Annotated in this window: 14 protein-coding genes and 1 tRNA gene; 10 read left to right on the plus strand and 5 right to left on the minus strand. The window is 66.8% G+C overall.

Translation table 11 applies throughout. The features are described 5' to 3' along the window. The first annotated feature begins 44 nt into the window (after positions 1-44). The gene (locus tag ACW9UR_RS24830) at positions 45-515 is read left to right on the plus strand and encodes a very short patch repair endonuclease (protein ID WP_458919767.1); all 471 of its coding nucleotides are present in this window, start codon (positions 45-47) and stop codon (positions 513-515) included. A 3-nt stretch (positions 516-518) separates the two neighbouring features. On the opposite strand, the gene ACW9UR_RS24835 is transcribed toward ACW9UR_RS24830, so the two are convergent. Continuing rightward, a protein-coding gene (locus ACW9UR_RS24835; protein ID WP_458919768.1) for an IS3 family transposase occupies positions 519-1,645 on the minus strand; the annotation gives its coding sequence in 2 pieces (ribosomal slippage) (positions 519-1,381 and positions 1,381-1,645; 1,128 coding nt in all). 193 nt (positions 1,646-1,838) lie between these two features. Between ACW9UR_RS24835 and ACW9UR_RS24840 the strand changes: the two genes are divergently transcribed. From ACW9UR_RS24840 to ACW9UR_RS24850, 3 genes are read left to right on the plus strand one after another with little or no spacing between them, the layout of a single operon-like run. Beyond that, positions 1,839-2,333 (plus strand): DUF2924 domain-containing protein, encoded by a 495-nt coding sequence (locus tag ACW9UR_RS24840; protein WP_458919769.1) that lies wholly within the window; start codon positions 1,839-1,841, stop codon positions 2,331-2,333. Then, the gene (locus tag ACW9UR_RS24845; protein WP_458919770.1) at positions 2,330-3,655 is read left to right on the plus strand and encodes a recombinase family protein; all 1,326 of its coding nucleotides are present in this window, start codon (positions 2,330-2,332) and stop codon (positions 3,653-3,655) included. Before ACW9UR_RS24840 ends, ACW9UR_RS24845 begins: the two co-directional genes overlap by 4 nt. After that, positions 3,655-4,029: a hypothetical protein gene (locus tag ACW9UR_RS24850; RefSeq protein ID WP_458919771.1), complete on the plus strand. Its 375-nt coding sequence runs from the start codon at positions 3,655-3,657 to the stop codon at positions 4,027-4,029. Before ACW9UR_RS24845 ends, ACW9UR_RS24850 begins: the two co-directional genes overlap by 1 nt. 57 nt (positions 4,030-4,086) lie before the next feature. Here ACW9UR_RS24850 and ACW9UR_RS24855 read toward each other — a convergent pair whose 3' ends face one another. Then, positions 4,087-5,157 carry a tetratricopeptide repeat protein gene (locus tag ACW9UR_RS24855; RefSeq protein ID WP_458919772.1) on the minus strand — a complete coding sequence of 357 codons (1,071 nt, stop codon included), beginning with the start codon at positions 5,155-5,157 and terminating at the stop codon, positions 4,087-4,089. Positions 5,158-5,724: 567 nt separating this feature from the next. Between ACW9UR_RS24855 and ACW9UR_RS24860 the strand changes: the two genes are divergently transcribed. After that, complete coding sequence (locus tag ACW9UR_RS24860) at positions 5,725-6,012, plus strand: hypothetical protein (protein WP_458919773.1); 288 nt, start codon at positions 5,725-5,727, stop codon at positions 6,010-6,012. 237 nt (positions 6,013-6,249) lie between these two features. Here ACW9UR_RS24860 and ACW9UR_RS24865 read toward each other — a convergent pair whose 3' ends face one another. Continuing rightward, positions 6,250-6,435, minus strand: a complete 186-nt coding sequence (locus ACW9UR_RS24865; RefSeq protein WP_458919774.1) for a ribbon-helix-helix protein, CopG family — start codon at positions 6,433-6,435, stop codon at positions 6,250-6,252. Positions 6,436-6,549: 114 nt separating this feature from the next. Here ACW9UR_RS24865 and ACW9UR_RS24870 point away from each other — a divergent pair, with 114 nt between their 5' ends. The 4 genes from ACW9UR_RS24870 to ACW9UR_RS24885 all read left to right on the plus strand — a co-directional run bounded on the left by ACW9UR_RS24870 (position 6,550) and on the right by ACW9UR_RS24885 (position 11,009). Continuing rightward, positions 6,550-7,068, plus strand: coding sequence for a hypothetical protein (locus ACW9UR_RS24870; protein ID WP_458919775.1), 519 nt, complete (start codon positions 6,550-6,552; stop codon positions 7,066-7,068). A 194-nt stretch (positions 7,069-7,262) separates the two neighbouring features. After that, positions 7,263-8,207 carry a GIY-YIG nuclease family protein gene (locus ACW9UR_RS24875; RefSeq protein ID WP_458919776.1) on the plus strand — a complete coding sequence of 315 codons (945 nt, stop codon included), beginning with the start codon at positions 7,263-7,265 and terminating at the stop codon, positions 8,205-8,207. A gap of 119 nt (positions 8,208-8,326) precedes the next feature. Then, the gene (locus ACW9UR_RS24880; protein WP_458919777.1) at positions 8,327-10,516 is read left to right on the plus strand and encodes an AAA family ATPase; all 2,190 of its coding nucleotides are present in this window, start codon (positions 8,327-8,329) and stop codon (positions 10,514-10,516) included. A gap of 73 nt (positions 10,517-10,589) precedes the next feature. Then, complete coding sequence (locus tag ACW9UR_RS24885; RefSeq protein WP_458919778.1) at positions 10,590-11,009, plus strand: DUF6634 family protein; 420 nt, start codon at positions 10,590-10,592, stop codon at positions 11,007-11,009. Between the two features lie 793 nt (positions 11,010-11,802). Here ACW9UR_RS24885 and ACW9UR_RS24890 read toward each other — a convergent pair. Further along, positions 11,803-11,970: a hypothetical protein gene (locus tag ACW9UR_RS24890; protein WP_458919779.1), complete on the minus strand. Its 168-nt coding sequence runs from the start codon at positions 11,968-11,970 to the stop codon at positions 11,803-11,805. Here ACW9UR_RS24890 and ACW9UR_RS24895 point away from each other — a divergent pair, their 5' ends adjacent. Then, positions 11,971-13,665 (plus strand): recombinase family protein, encoded by a 1,695-nt coding sequence (locus ACW9UR_RS24895; RefSeq protein WP_458919781.1) that lies wholly within the window; start codon positions 11,971-11,973, stop codon positions 13,663-13,665. Here the strand turns inward: ACW9UR_RS24895 and ACW9UR_RS24900 are convergent. Then, a tRNA-Met gene (locus ACW9UR_RS24900) sits at positions 13,622-13,698 on the minus strand. The two genes, ACW9UR_RS24895 and ACW9UR_RS24900, sit on opposite strands and share 44 nt — an antisense overlap. Between the last annotated feature and the right edge of the window lie 42 nt (positions 13,699-13,740).

Consider the following 13,740-nt stretch of genomic DNA (forward strand, 5'->3'; position numbering starts at 1 on the left):
TCAGCCGGTGTATACTAGGTTCAGAGACGAAAACCAGGACGCATGTGACAGATATCGTCGATCAGCGAACCCGGTCCCGCATGATGGCAGGGATTAGGGCGAAGGACACGAAGCCCGAGCTTGCGCTAAGGCGGGCGTTGCACGCGCGCGGTTTCCGCTTCCGGCTTCATTCAAAGGTTGTCCACGGTCGACCGGACCTCGTTCTGCCGAAGTACCGCGCCGTCGTCTTCATGCATGGCTGTTTCTGGCATCGTCACGAGGGGTGCCGCTACGCCACCATACCTTTGACCCGCCAAGAGTTCTGGCAGGCCAAGTTCGCCGCAAATGTAGCTCGGGACACAGCAGTTCGAGGGAGGCTTCTGGAAGAGGGCTGGCGCGTTGCAACGGTGTGGGAGTGCGCGCTTCGGAAACCGGATCAGGTAGTCGCGTCTGTAGAAAGCCTATCAGAATGGCTACGATCAGAGGAAGTCCAGATCGAAATCGGTGGCGTGCCCCCATCGGGTGGTCCGTTGTAATTGTTAGTGCATCGTTGGTCTCTGGTCCATCGGAACGATGCTTTCCGGCGCTGGCGGTCGATATCCCAATGCGCTGTGCGGCCTGACGGTGTTGTAGTGGATACGCCATTGCTCGATCAGGATTTGCGCCTCCCTTAGGCTGTAGAAGATTTCGCCGTTCAACAGTTCATCGCGGAACCGGGCATTGAAGCTTTCGCAATAACCGTTCTCCCAAGGCGATCCTGGTTCGATGTAGGCCGTGTTTGCTCCGACGGCGGCGATCCAGTCTCGTACTTTCTGGGCGATAAATTCCGGGCCATTGTCGGATCTTATGTATTCCGGCGGGCCGCGCAGGATGAACAGGTCGGTCAGTGCGTCCAGCACGTCCGTGGAATTGAGCTTTCGATCGACGCGGATCATGAGCGCCTCCCTGGTGTACTCGTCGATGATGTTCAGTGTTCGATAGACCCGCCCGTCAGCGGTCCGATCCTGGGCGAAGTCGTAAGACCAGACATGCTTGGGGCGTTGAGGCCGCAGGCGCACGCAGGACCCGTCGTTCAGCCAGAGCCGCCCCTTTTTCTTCTGCTTTTGTGGGACCTTCAGCCCTTCACGTCGCCAGATGCGTTCCACCCGCTTGTGGTTCACGCACCAGCCTGCGTTAATCAGCAGACCAGTGACCATCCGATACCCGTAGCGTCCGTATTGATCGGCCAGCTCGATGATGTCGTCGGTCAGCCGTTCTTCATCGGCCCGACCCTGTGGAGCCTTGCGCTGCGTGGACCGGTGCTGACCAAGTGTGCGGCAGGCGCGGCGCTCGGATACGCCAAGCTCCTGCCGCACATGCTCGACGCATTTGCGGCGACGTGAAGGGCTCAGAAGTTTCCCTTTGCCGCCTCGGTCAGAATGAGCTTGTCCAGTGTCAGGTCCGACACCGCCCGCCGCAGCCGCTGGTTCTCCTTCTCCAGATCTTTCAGCCGGGCGAGCTGGGATCGCTGCATCCCGCCATAGAGCTTGCGCCATCGATAAAATGTCTGCTGCGTCACGCCGATCTGGCGCACAGCCTCGGCGATAGTCGCACCTTGTCCCTGCAGAACTTCAACTTGCCGAAGCTTCGATACAATATCTTCGGGCTTCTCTCGTTTTACAGACATCGCTGATCCTCCAAGTGCGGGACAAATCTATCCCAGTTGGTGGACCACTTTCAGGGGGCTACTCCACCATCTCGCGCACCAACCCACCGAAAGTGAACGGGAATTCTCCGATCGACGGAGACAGTTCGCTGGACATTCTCGCCCTGAGACGCCGTCGTCGGAGACAGGTTCGCAACCGAGTTGGAGATGACGCATGAGGAAAAACACAAGGGAATCAGGCGCGAAGGCCTCGCCCGCGCTTCAGGCGGCGGGGATCGACGTCCTGGCCGAATTGGCGTTGAAGGCGATGACGGTGCCCGAGTTGCAGGAGAAGTGGCAGGCCATCTTCGGGGAGTGCGCGCCGAACGCCAGCCGCGGCAACCTCGAGCTCCGGCTCGGCTACCGCATCCAGGAACTGGCCCATGGTGGGCTGCGCCGGGAGACGCGCCGGGCGCTCGACGCGCTGGCCGACGAGGTCATGAGCGGCAAGCTCGGCGGCTTGGTGGCGGACCCGCGCAAACCGGCGCCCGGCACGAAGCTGGTCCGCGAATGGGGCGGCGAAGAACACATGGTCACCGTTCTGGCGGACGGCTTCGAATGGCAGGGGCGGCGCTTCAAGTCACTCTCGGCCGCCGTCCGCGCGATCACCGGGGCGCACTGGAACGGCTGGCGGTTCTTCGGGCTCGATCAGACTGGAGGCGCCCGATGACCAGAACGTCCCAGACCGAACCGGCGCGCCGCCTGCGCTGCGCCATCTACACCCGCAAGTCGAGCGAGGAAGGGCTCGACATGGAGTTCAACAGCCTCGACGCGCAGCGCGAGGCCTGCGAGGCCTACATCGCCAGTCAGCGCGCCGAAGGCTGGGCGTGCCTGCGCGAGCGCTATGATGACGGCGGCTTCTCGGGCGGCACGCTGGACCGCCCGGCGCTCAGGCAGCTGATCGCCGATGTCGAGGACGGGCTGATCGACGTGGTCGTGGTCTACAAGATTGACCGCCTCAGCCGCGCCCTGATGGATTTCTCGAAGCTCGTCGAGATCTTCGACCGCCACGGCGTGACCTTCGTGTCGGTTACGCAGTCCTTCAACACCACCACGTCCATGGGCAGACTGACCCTGAACATCCTGCTCAGCTTCGCCCAGTTCGAGCGCGAGGTCATCGGCGAGCGGATCCGCGACAAGGTCGCCGCCTCGAAGAAGAAGGGCATGTGGATGGGCGGTTCGGTTCCGCTCGGATACGTGGTGAAGGACCGCAAGCTGGTGATCGAGCCAGCCGAGGCCGAGCAGGTCCGCACGATCTTCCGCCTCTATTCTCGCTCGAGTTCCACGGCGCAGGTGCTGAAGGAGCTACATGCGCGCGGGATCCGCACGAAGCGCGGCGCGGTGTTCGACCGTGGCTACCTTCTGAAGTTCCTGCACAACAAGGTCTATCGCGGCCTCGCGGTCCACAAGGGCGAGGAATACCCGGGCGAGCACAAGGCGATCATCGACCAGAAGCTGTGGGACGAGGTCCACGAGGTCATCGCCAACAACCGCGTCGCCCGGGCGGCGGTGGCACGCACGGCGCAACCGGCGCTCCTGCGCGGGCTGATTTTCACCGAGACCGGTGCCGCCATGACGGCCCACCACACCAAGCGGAAGGGCAAGCGCTACTGCTACTACACCTCGATGGACGTGATCCGGAAACGCCCCGCGGCCGAACTGCGCGGGCCGCAGCGCCTTCGGGGCGCGATGGTCGAGGAGGCCGTCATCGGCGAAATCCGCCGGATGCTGCGCACGCCGGAGGTGGCCGCGCGCACGGCGCGGGCGGTGCGGAAGGACCGCCCCGATCTCGATGAGACCACCGTCGTCGCCGCGCTGGCGCAGTTCGACGACCTGTGGAAGGCGCTCATCCCGGCCGAGCAGGCGCGCATCGTCCAGCTGCTGGTCGCGCGCATCACGGTGAGCGAGGCGGGCCTCGCCATCGACCTGCGCCATGATGGCCTCGGCGCCATCGCCGCGCTGATGGCCCCGCCGAAGAAGGAGGTCGCCTGATGCCCGAGACCCTGCGCGTCCACATTCCGCTCGAACTGCGCCGTCGCGGTGGTCGCCCCCGGATCCTTCCGCCGAAGCATGTCGAGGCCGCCATGAACCGCGGGCAGGATCCGCACCTCCTGCGCGCCATTGGCCGCGCATGGGGCTGGCGGCAACGGCTGGAACGCAGCGAAGTCACCACGCTCGCCGACCTTGCGGCCGAGGTGGGCCTCTCCGACCGTTATGTCAGCCGCCTCCTGCGCCTCGCTTGGCTGGCGCCCGAGGTTCTCGAGCGACTGGTCGTCCACCGCGAGCCCTCGACGATCAGCATCTATGACCTGTGCTTCGTGGCGTCCCTGCCGTGGGACGAACAGCCGGGTCGAGTGTTCGACTGATCGAGTGGCCTTCGCCGCTCGACCGGGGGGCGAGCGATGAACTGGTGACTACACAGGCTATCGCCGATGCATCGCAGCGATCTTGTGGCTCCACTTTCGCAGCCACGCGAAACGCCCTGGATCCTGCTCGAGCAGATAGTTCCGGATACGATCTCGCGCATCAGGTTCCGAACGGACCAGCAGCGCCCGCAGATCCTGGTCGATGGCGCGGCGCTCGGCGCCCAGTGCCTCGGCTTTCGCATACCACTCGTAACCGGCTGCGAGATCCCCAAGCCCCATCGAGACAGCGCCAAGCAGCGTGCACGGCCTGAAGTCGGCCGGGGTCAGTTCGTGCGCCTCCAGCCCGAGTGTCCTGGCTTCGGTGAGGCGGCCAGCATCGCGCATCGCGCCTCCGCGCGTGGTCAAGAGCGCCGATCTCGGTTTCGGGCTCCGTCCCGCCTTGCCGAGCGCCGCCTCCGTTACCTCCAGCGCCTGCTGGGGTTCATCAGCCTTCCGCCAATGCGCACTGGCATTTACGGCATCCCACGGATCGCGGCTTTCTTCCCATGCCTTGGTGAGCGCTTCGGCTTCCAGCCGATGCCACGCTCGCTGCAACGCATCGGTCCAGCAATCCACCGCCGCGGTCGACAGCCAGGCGACATCTTCGGGCGCCAGGCGGTTACCGCTTGCCACCTGCTTCAGCAGCCGCATTGCACGCGGGTAGTGCTCGGTCTCGATGAAGCCGATCCCGAACCGATCCCGCAACTCGCGGGCTTCGCGCTTCCGGCGCAGCACGGGGTCATTCTCCATTGCAGCGAAGCGCGCCTTGACCGCGGCATCAATCGCCTCGGCCTTTCGGGCCTGTTCGGCTGCCACCCTGTCGGCTTCGTCCTTCGCGCTTTGGATACGGGCTGATCGCTCGCGCGCCGCAGCCTCCTCGAAGGCAGGGCGATCGATCTGACCGGTCGCCAGCGCCAGAAGAGAGTTGAGCCCGCCGGAGGTCAGAAACGCCTGCGCCAAGGAGGTCAGCGTCTCACCTGCCTCGATCTTCTGCAGAATTCCGTTCAACCGCGCCCCGACGAGCGCGGCGCCCGGCAGGTCATCGACAAGATACTTTTCCGCCAAACCGGTCTGAGACGATCCGGACATCAGACAACCTACGCCTTCAAATATACCGCTGGAGCCAAGCACGGTGGCTGGTCGGAAGGCAATCCAAAAAACTCAAGAAATCAGTGAGATCAGGCCGAACGACACCGCCATCGCTACGCGCCATTCGGCCAGCGCACCCAGCGGCTGCGCCTCTCGCGTGTTGCGGCTCTGTTCCCCTCGAAGGTGATTGACACACGGCCCGAAGTTTTGGCGGTGTTGAAAGTCAGGTCTTTGGAAAGACGACGAAAAAGCCGACCGAACCGAAATCCGCGAGGTTCGCCCGAACAGAGACGGAGCGCCGTTCAGAGCCCGGAACGGGCCTGGCGCGCAGTCTCAGAGGTTCGCATGGGGGAGGCAAAGCCCTTTGAAAACACGACTATTTCCGCACCTCGATGGGCGCATGTCCGTGTTCGCAACAGGGATGATGGCGGAGCGCATGGGATTCGAACGAAAGGAACGCGCTACGCAGTCACACCGGGAACATGTGGATAACCCCCGCCCTCTGGTAGCCACGGTCGGCCACATGCCTACAATAAGTGTCCGCAACCCCAATGGACGGACCCAACAATGTCTATCACCCCCGACGTACTTTCCGCCCTCCGCAACGACTTGACCAAGCTGCCGCGGAAGACGAGCTTCACCCTCACCGCCAAGGAGGTCGTGCGCTTGACGCACTCTGACCTGGTCTCGGCACGCGCGAATGGCTACTCGCTGGCAGATCTCGCTGCCATTCTCGGCAAGCGCGGCGTTGCGATTTCCGCGAGCACCCTCGGGACCTACCTCCGCGCGCTGTCGTCCGGATCAGCTTCGATGCAGGAGGAGAAGGCCCGTTCGCGGGGAAACGCTCCCAAGTAGCTTGGTTCCACTCTGTTCGCAGATCGGATGCGGATCCAGCATCTAAGGATGCGCGTCGCTCTGGCATCCCACCCCACAAGCTCAGCGAACACGTCCCGCGCCTTCGGCGGGGCGTCTCGCTTTCCGGAGCTGAGCCTTGCGCATTAACACGGCTCGGACGATTCTACGGCCCATTCCGAGGCGATCGCCTGCGGATCCGCTCCGCGATCGGCCCGCCGTCCAGGTCACATGCCCCCGCTATCCGCCGGCGCGCTGCTCCAGCACACTCGCCAACATTCGCCGGATCATTTCCGGCCGTGTGGGCAAGTCGTCCTCTGCCCGCCTCAGAGCATCGATCGCCTGGATCATCTCGCGCGGCAATCGCAGGTTCACAGGCTCCGTATCGACGCGCGGACGGCCTTTGCGGGGTATTTTCTCAGCCATGCACAGATTTCCTATTTGACACCATGGTTTCTTGGTGCCACAATATGCGAGCGGAGGCAAGGGCGGCAACCCTCACCCCCGCTCTGACCGCCAACGATCGTTAGGAGATCGCCGATGGCTAACGCCAGCCCTACCACGCCCGTCCGGGCGCCTGAAGCCCTCTGCGCTTCACCCACCGACACCCCGATCTGTGCGCTCTACGTGCGCCTGCTCGATGCGATCGACGTGCATGTCGCGGCCGAGCGCGCGATCGCGGACGTCGATATCTGGGACCCGGCGTTCCGCGGCTGGCTGACGGATGCCGAGCGCACCCACGGCGCAGTCACCGGCCTGATCTCCACGATCCGCCACGCGGACCTCGAGGCCCCGACCGACGTGCATCTCGTGCGCGTTGTGGAGGCCCTCGACCTGCTGCTGGGCGCCGAGACGCTCGACGAGGCGCTCGAGGCTGGCGAGGCGATGGTGCGCCTACAGTCGGTCGAGGCGCATGGGGCTGGTCTCGCCATGGGCCGCGTGGCGCGCCTCGTTGCCGAGGGCCGCGCGCGGTTCCGGACGCTGGCGCAGCTCGAGGCGTACAGCCCGCCGGGGGTCGATCTCTCCCCGGCACTCGACCTCGACGTGATCGCCGCCTGACCTCGCACCGCCGCCGTCGCGTCTGACGGCTCGTCCCGCACGGCGGCGCACCCTGCCCTTTCACGGCCCCTGCCCTGCCGCGCCACCTGCGGCGGGCGCTCCCTCGCGCGCTGCGCGCCGCCTCCGCCGCCCCTGCCGGGCGCGGCCCGGCCGCGCTGTGCCCTCACACTCGGACCACAGCCGGAGACCACCCCATGAGCAGATCGAACAAACCCCGCGGCCGCTGGACCGTCGCTCCCGTCGAGACCGAGGCCGCCTACGCGGGGCCCATCCACGACCACTGGCAGGAGGCTGCCCAGGCGAATAACTTCACCATCACCCGCCGGATCCGCGATCGGTACCACCTCGCTCTCCGGTGCCATAGTTGCCGGCGCTCCCACGCCAGCCGAATCTACACGGTGACCACCACCAGGCCACGCTGCCCGCACTGCGTGCGCGATCGGCTGGAGCGCGATGCGGAGGCCGCGGGGCTCGTGCATCTCGACCGAGACCCGCAGGACCGCCACTACAGCCGCTATCGCGCCCCATGCGGGCACGTGATCCACCGCCAGCACGAGATCGTCAAACGCGCCGGGTCCGGGGCGACCGGGCTGCGCTGCGAGGTCTGTCACGCCAGCATCGAGGCCGAGGAGGCGCGCACCCGTGGCTGGGAGCTGGTCGGGCCGGATCCCGAGGGTGACGCGAACTACCGCAGCTACGAGCACAGCTGCGGTCATGTGCAGCGCATCGCCCGCGCCAATATGCAGTCTGGCAGGTTCCAGTGCGGACAGTGCGGCCAAGGCTGGGCGGTGGCGCCGAGCTACCTCTACCTGCTGCGGTTCACCCTCGCGAACAGCCGCGACGTGATCAAAGTCGGATACTCCCGCGATCCCGGGTCGCGGCTGGCCCATCAGCTGGTGATCGACCGCGCCATGCCGGCCGAGCTGCTGCGCACCGTCCGTGTCCGATCCGGTCGCCATGCGCTCCGCACCGAGAGAACGCTGCACGCGCATCTGCGCCACCGCTACCCGGAGGCGCGCGTCGATCCAAGCTGCTGGCAGGGGCAGATCCGCGTGGGGTCCGAGATTTACGATAACTCGATCCGACCGCAGATCGACGCCCTGCTCGACCGGATCGAGAGCTGGCAGCGCGCCGCCTGAGGCCCCGCCAGCCCGGCCCAGTCAACCACTGGGCGCCCATAGCGGCGCCACTCTCAGTCCCTCCGCCGCGCCTGCCAGGCGCGGCCCCTGTCCCACAGTTCCCTTTCCGGAGGCCACCCATGCCCCACACCAACGCCACCCCGCCCTGGCAGGCCTATGCCGAGCGCGTACTCGCCCGCCTTGCCGCCCGCGGTGCCACCGACAACCTCGACCGGGAGGACAGCGCACCCGGCACCGGGGCGCGCAGCAGTGCGTCCGCACGGGGCGCGGACACGTCCGGCAGCGGCACGGCGCGCTCGGAGACCAGCCTCGGTCGTCCCGTATCCGTGCACCAGCGGATCGTCGCGCTGCGGCTCGCCGTTGCGCTCGGGGACGAGGCCGCGATGGCGCAGCGATGCGCCCCCGGTGCGCTGGCCATCCTCACCGGGCTCGAGGACGAGGAGGCACGGATCGGCGCGGAACTCCTGCAGCGCGGCCTGTTCGCGCCCGGCCAGCGCGTCGGCGAGAGCGCGTTGGTTCCGGGCCGCGCAGATGAGCTGCTCGTCGTAGCTCCGCGACGGCTCAGCTACGAGTCCCCCCAGCGTGTCGCGGGTTTTTTCCACGAGGACGTCGCGCAGGCGCTCGAACGCCCCGGCGCCGTGCTGCTGGTGGTGCCGGGCCGCGGGCTGCTGCCGCCCGAGCTCGAGGAGAGCGGTCCCGCGCCGCTGCGCGTGCCACCGCTCGACGGCGCGCAACTGGCGCTGCTGCTCGCGCAGCGCTACGGGCGCAGCGCGCCGGCGGATGTCGCCCCCATCCGCCCCCGGCTGCCCGGCGATGCGGCAATCGCCGCGCTGCCGCTCACCGTGCTGCAACTGGCCCTGCGCGCGCCCGATCTCGAGGCCGCATTGGCCCGGATCGCGCAGGCCACGGCGCCGCGCGTACCCGAGGGTCCCGATCTCGATGAGATGACCGGCAGCAGTCCCGCACTCATCGCAGCCCGCCGCCTGGTCGCGGACCTGCGGCTCTGGCAGGCGGGCACGATCGCCTGGTCCGAGCTTAGCCACTCGATGTTGCTCTATGGCCCGCCGGGAACCGGCAAAACCTGGCTCGCACGGGCGATGGCGACATCGGCCGGCATCACGATGGTCGCGGGAAGTTTCGCGGAATGGCAGGCGGCCGGGCACCTCGGCAACCTGCTGCACGAGATGCGCGCGACGTTCGAGCGCGCCCGGCGCAGCGCGCCTGCCGTGCTGGTGATCGACGAGCTCGACGCCGTCGGATCGCGCACCAGCAGCGACAGCCACGGCAGGTCGTATCGGACGCAGGTGATCAACGCGTTCCTGGCGGAACTCGACGCGGTCGCGCGCGAACCCGGCGTGATCGTCGTCGGGACGACCAACCACCGCGAGACGATCGACCCGGCCGTCCTGCGCCCGGGCCGTCTCGATCTCCACGTCGAGATGCCCCTGCCAGACCGCGCCGCCATCCACGGCATCCTCGCCCGGCACCTCGCCGACGCGCTCACGTCCGCCGAACTGCACGCCCTCGCCACCGACGCGATCGGGCGCAGCGCGGCCGAGATCGACGCCGCAGTCCGCGCCGCGCGCGCCGACGCACGCCATGCCCACCCCCCGGCGGATCGCCCCGTGGATCCCGCACGGATCCGCGCCCATCTTGGGATCGCATCGACGCCGCACGGCGACGCCATGCGCTGGCGCAGCGCGGTGCATGAATGCGGCCACGCCCTCGCCTGCGCGGCGCTCGGCCTCGGCACGGTGCAGCGCGTGCTGCTGACCCCCGGCGGCGGCGAGATCCACCGCGACCGGGATGCGCGCGAGGGACTGCTCCCGGATGTCGAAGCCGAGCTCGCGCTTACGCTCGCCGGCCGCGCCGCCGAGCGCCTGGTGCTCGGTTCGGTCTCCGCGGGATCCGGCGGGGCAGAGGACAGCGATCTCGCGGTGGCAACCCGGATCGCGATCGCGATCGACACCGCCCTGGGCCTCGGCGCGCACGGGCCCACATGGTCCGGCACGGCGGATCCGCATCACCATCTCGACGACCCGGACCTGCGCGCCCGCGTCCGCACCCGCCTGGAGGGCGCCGAGGAGCGCGCCACCCGGATCCTGCAGACACACCGCGACCACCTCACCCGGATGGCCCGCGCGCTCTTGGACGCGCGCGAGCTGCGCCCCCCGGCACTCGACCACTGGCTGGCGCCGGTCGCCCCGAAGCTCGCAGCGCCACCGGATGCGGAGCACCGCGCCACGCCCACGTCCCCTGCCCCGGATCCCGCGCCTCTGGGCCCGCCGTCCGGATACCAACCTGACTGACACCTGCGCCGCAGCAGCCCGCCGCCGCGCGCGGACACGCCTCCCACAGCTCGACCACCCAAAGGAAACCACCGTGACACACCCCACCCACATCGCCGCCCGCGTCCGCACCGCCCTCGACGCATCCGGGATCGCACCGGCACCCGACACGCTCGCCGCCGCCCCGCTGCTCGACCCCTGGCAGGTGGCGGTCTCGCCCCGCGCGCCGGTGGCTATCCTCCTCGGGAGCGTCACCGGACACCCGAGATTGCCGGACGGCCCGGTGGAAACCTCGGTGCTGCTCGCGCTGGATCCGCAGGGCCGCTGGGCGCGCACGCTCAGCCGCTGGTACCGGCTCGGCACGCCCTATGCCGAGGCCACGCCTCCCGCTGAAGCCACGGCGCATGTGCTCGGCGCGGTAGCGGCGGGGTGCCGGCCGCTTGCGCAGAGAGAGGCGGTCGCGTTCGTGGCGGCCCACAGGGAGCGGCTGAGGGTGGCGCTCGGCGTGACATGACGGGCCGGTCACGCGTGCGCCCGCCCGGCCATCTGGCGCCGGAACTCGGCCGGACGGGCCGCGCGTGCGGGCCCGCCCCCTCGGCGCGGCAGAGCCCGTCACGGCGGATCCGTCACGGTCGCGGTCACGGGGCAGCGACCGTGACGGCTCGCGTGACGCCCGATGTCACAGCCTAGTAAATTGAATTTACTTCAGTTTTTGCCATCCGTGACGCCGTGACGTCCGTGACGCCCCAGGATGTGTATAGGGGTGTATCTACGTGAGGAGGGGAAAGAGAGAGTCTCTATATACATATCTATCTATTATTAGGTCACATTGTCACAGATAGATATATTAAGTAGGTTTTTCAGGGACTTGGGCGCGTGACGTCCGCCGTGACGCGGCGTGACGCGCGTCACGGCCGATGCTGTGACCGACCTGCCACGCCGGGCCTCCTCAACAGAGATCCCGGCTTTACATACTCGAGGATATCTGAACCGGGATATGGAACTCAAAGTCTAAAATACGGATTTTCTGTGTAATAGTTTATACAAGAGGTAGAATGAGGCAGTTTCCTAATCAACAAAGCCACATATAGTTTTTCATTATTCGGGCCCATCCCGCATTTTTCGGAGTTTTTCGCCTGGTTCCCGCATTTCGACACAAAAAGAACGTTCGCTATGACCGCCCGCGCGCTATACTTGCCTCACCCCCGGAACAGTCCGGACAAACAAGAAGAAGATCCGCCGAGCCCCCGCTCGCGCGGCACAGGAGAATGCGTAACATGGCAAGCGCACGGCAGCACACCACCCCCTCAACGGACCCGGCTTCGCAGGCGACGCACGAGCGCACCAACGACCGCCATGCCTATCTCGCGCTGATCCGCAGTCTCGCCCGCCAGGCTGCCCGCGCCGACCACGACCGGCTCCTCGCGGCCCAGGCTGCCTGAGAGCACGCAGACATAGTCCCAAGGAATACGCATATGGCCACGAACCTTCGCGCCGCGATCTACGCGCGGTTCTCGTCAGACCTGCAGCGCGACGCTTCGATCGACGATCAGGTCCGGACGTGTAAAGCCTTTGCCAAAGGCCGGGGCCTGAACGTTGTCGAAGTCTACAGCGATCGCGCTGTTTCCGGGGCAAGCATGCATCGGAACGGTCTTCAGGCGCTCCTGCGGGATGCGGAAGATCGCGCCTTCGATATCGTGATCACCGAAGGCCTGGATCGTCTGAGCCGGAACCAGGCTGACATCGCAGCCATTTATGAGCAACTGGACTACTGGGACGTTTCGATCGAGACCACCAGTGACGGTCGGATCACCGAGATCAACATCGGCCTGCAGGGCACGATGAACGCGATGTATCTCAAGGATCTCAGCAGGAAGACGCACCGCGGCCTGAAGGGGCGTGCGCTGCAAGGGAAGTCCGCCGGCGGAAAGGCATACGGCTACACCGTCGTGCACGAGACCGGTCCCGGCGGGGAAGTGGTCCGCGGCAGCCGTGTCATCAACCCGGACGAGGCGCGGGTGGTGCGCAGGATTTTCGAGGATTACGCTCGGGGGATCTCTCCGAAGAAGATCGCAGAGCAGCTGAACAGCGAGAGGGTCCCAGGCCCCACCGGCCGTCACTGGGGCACATCGACCATTCACGGCAACCGCGAACGTGGCACCGGGATCATCAACAACGAGCTCTACATCGGCCGGCAGGTCTGGAACCGTCTGCGCTATGTCAAGGAGCCGCGTACAGGCAAACGCGTCTCCCGTCTCAACCCTCCGTCCGAATGGACCGTCACAGACGTCCCCGAACTCCGGATCATCGACCAGGACCTCTGGGACCGCGTCCGCGCCCGCCAGGGGAAGCAGAAGGTCAAGCATACGGATGTGCCGATCTGGGATCGTCGCCGCCCCCGCTACCTCCTCTCCGGCCTTGCGCAGTGCGGATGCTGCGGGGGCGGGTTCTCGATGATCTCGAGGGACGCCCTGGGCTGCTCGACGGCGCGGAACAAGGGCGATGCCGTCTGCGGCAACCGGGCGACGATCAAGCGGCAGGACCTCGAGCATCGCGTCCTGCATGCGATGGAGCACAACCTGATGGACCCCGAGGCGGTGCGGATTTTCTGCGAGGAGTACACCGCAGAGCGCAACCGGCTCCAGGCCGAGGCGCATGCCGGCCGCCAGGGCCTCGAAGGCGAGCTCTCCCGTGTCCAGCGGGACCATGCCAAGCTTGTGGACGCGATTGTCGCCGGCGTCCCGCCCGAGCAGCTGAAGGACCGGATGAACGCGCTCGAGGCGCGCCGGCTCGAACTCGAAGCCGCGCTCTCGGCCTGTGAGGATCCGGACCCGGTGCGTCTGCATCCGGCGATGGCCCGGACCTATCGCGCGCGGATCGGGGACCTGATCCGCGGCCTGTCCGAGGCCGAGGCCATGGACGAAGCCCGGGAGGCGCTGCGGGGCCTGGTCGACCGGATCGTCCTGACGCCCGCGTCGGAGGGATCTGGGCTGGAGATCGAGCTCCACGGCGCGCTGGCGGGTCTGCTGCGGCTTGCGACGGGCCAGCCTGTGCATGCGGCTGCGGAGACGCGAAAGGCCCGCGATGGGGGATCGCAGGCCTTTGATATTGCTGAGCAAGTAGTGTTGGTTGCGGGGGCAGGATTTGAACCTGCGGCCTTCAGGTTATGAGCCTGACGAGCTACCGGGCTGCTCCACCCCGCGACAAGGGGAATATCGTTCTGAGAGCTTTCTTGGATTGCCACG

The organism is Halovulum sp. GXIMD14794, from assembly GCF_054457455.1.

Bases quoted from the DNA above. Each gene is read 5' to 3' on its own strand.
- ACW9UR_RS24840 (WP_458919769.1), top strand. From the start codon at position 1,839: ATGAGGAAAAACACAAGGGAATCAGGCGCGAAGGCCTCGCCCGCGCTT.
- ACW9UR_RS24845 (WP_458919770.1), top strand. From the start codon at position 2,330: ATGACCAGAACGTCCCAGACCGAACCGGCGCGCCGCCTGCGCTGCGCC.
- ACW9UR_RS24850 (WP_458919771.1), top strand. From the start codon at position 3,655: ATGCCCGAGACCCTGCGCGTCCACATTCCGCTCGAACTGCGCCGTCGC.
- ACW9UR_RS24855 (WP_458919772.1), bottom strand. From the start codon at position 5,157: ATGTCCGGATCGTCTCAGACCGGTTTGGCGGAAAAGTATCTTGTCGAT.
- ACW9UR_RS24860 (WP_458919773.1), top strand. From the start codon at position 5,725: ATGTCTATCACCCCCGACGTACTTTCCGCCCTCCGCAACGACTTGACC.
- ACW9UR_RS24865 (WP_458919774.1), bottom strand. From the start codon at position 6,435: ATGGCTGAGAAAATACCCCGCAAAGGCCGTCCGCGCGTCGATACGGAG.
- ACW9UR_RS24870 (WP_458919775.1), top strand. From the start codon at position 6,550: ATGGCTAACGCCAGCCCTACCACGCCCGTCCGGGCGCCTGAAGCCCTC.
- ACW9UR_RS24875 (WP_458919776.1), top strand. From the start codon at position 7,263: ATGAGCAGATCGAACAAACCCCGCGGCCGCTGGACCGTCGCTCCCGTC.
- ACW9UR_RS24880 (WP_458919777.1), top strand. From the start codon at position 8,327: ATGCCCCACACCAACGCCACCCCGCCCTGGCAGGCCTATGCCGAGCGC.
- ACW9UR_RS24890 (WP_458919779.1), bottom strand. From the start codon at position 11,970: ATGCGTATTCCTTGGGACTATGTCTGCGTGCTCTCAGGCAGCCTGGGC.
- ACW9UR_RS24895 (WP_458919781.1), top strand. From the start codon at position 11,971: ATGGCCACGAACCTTCGCGCCGCGATCTACGCGCGGTTCTCGTCAGAC.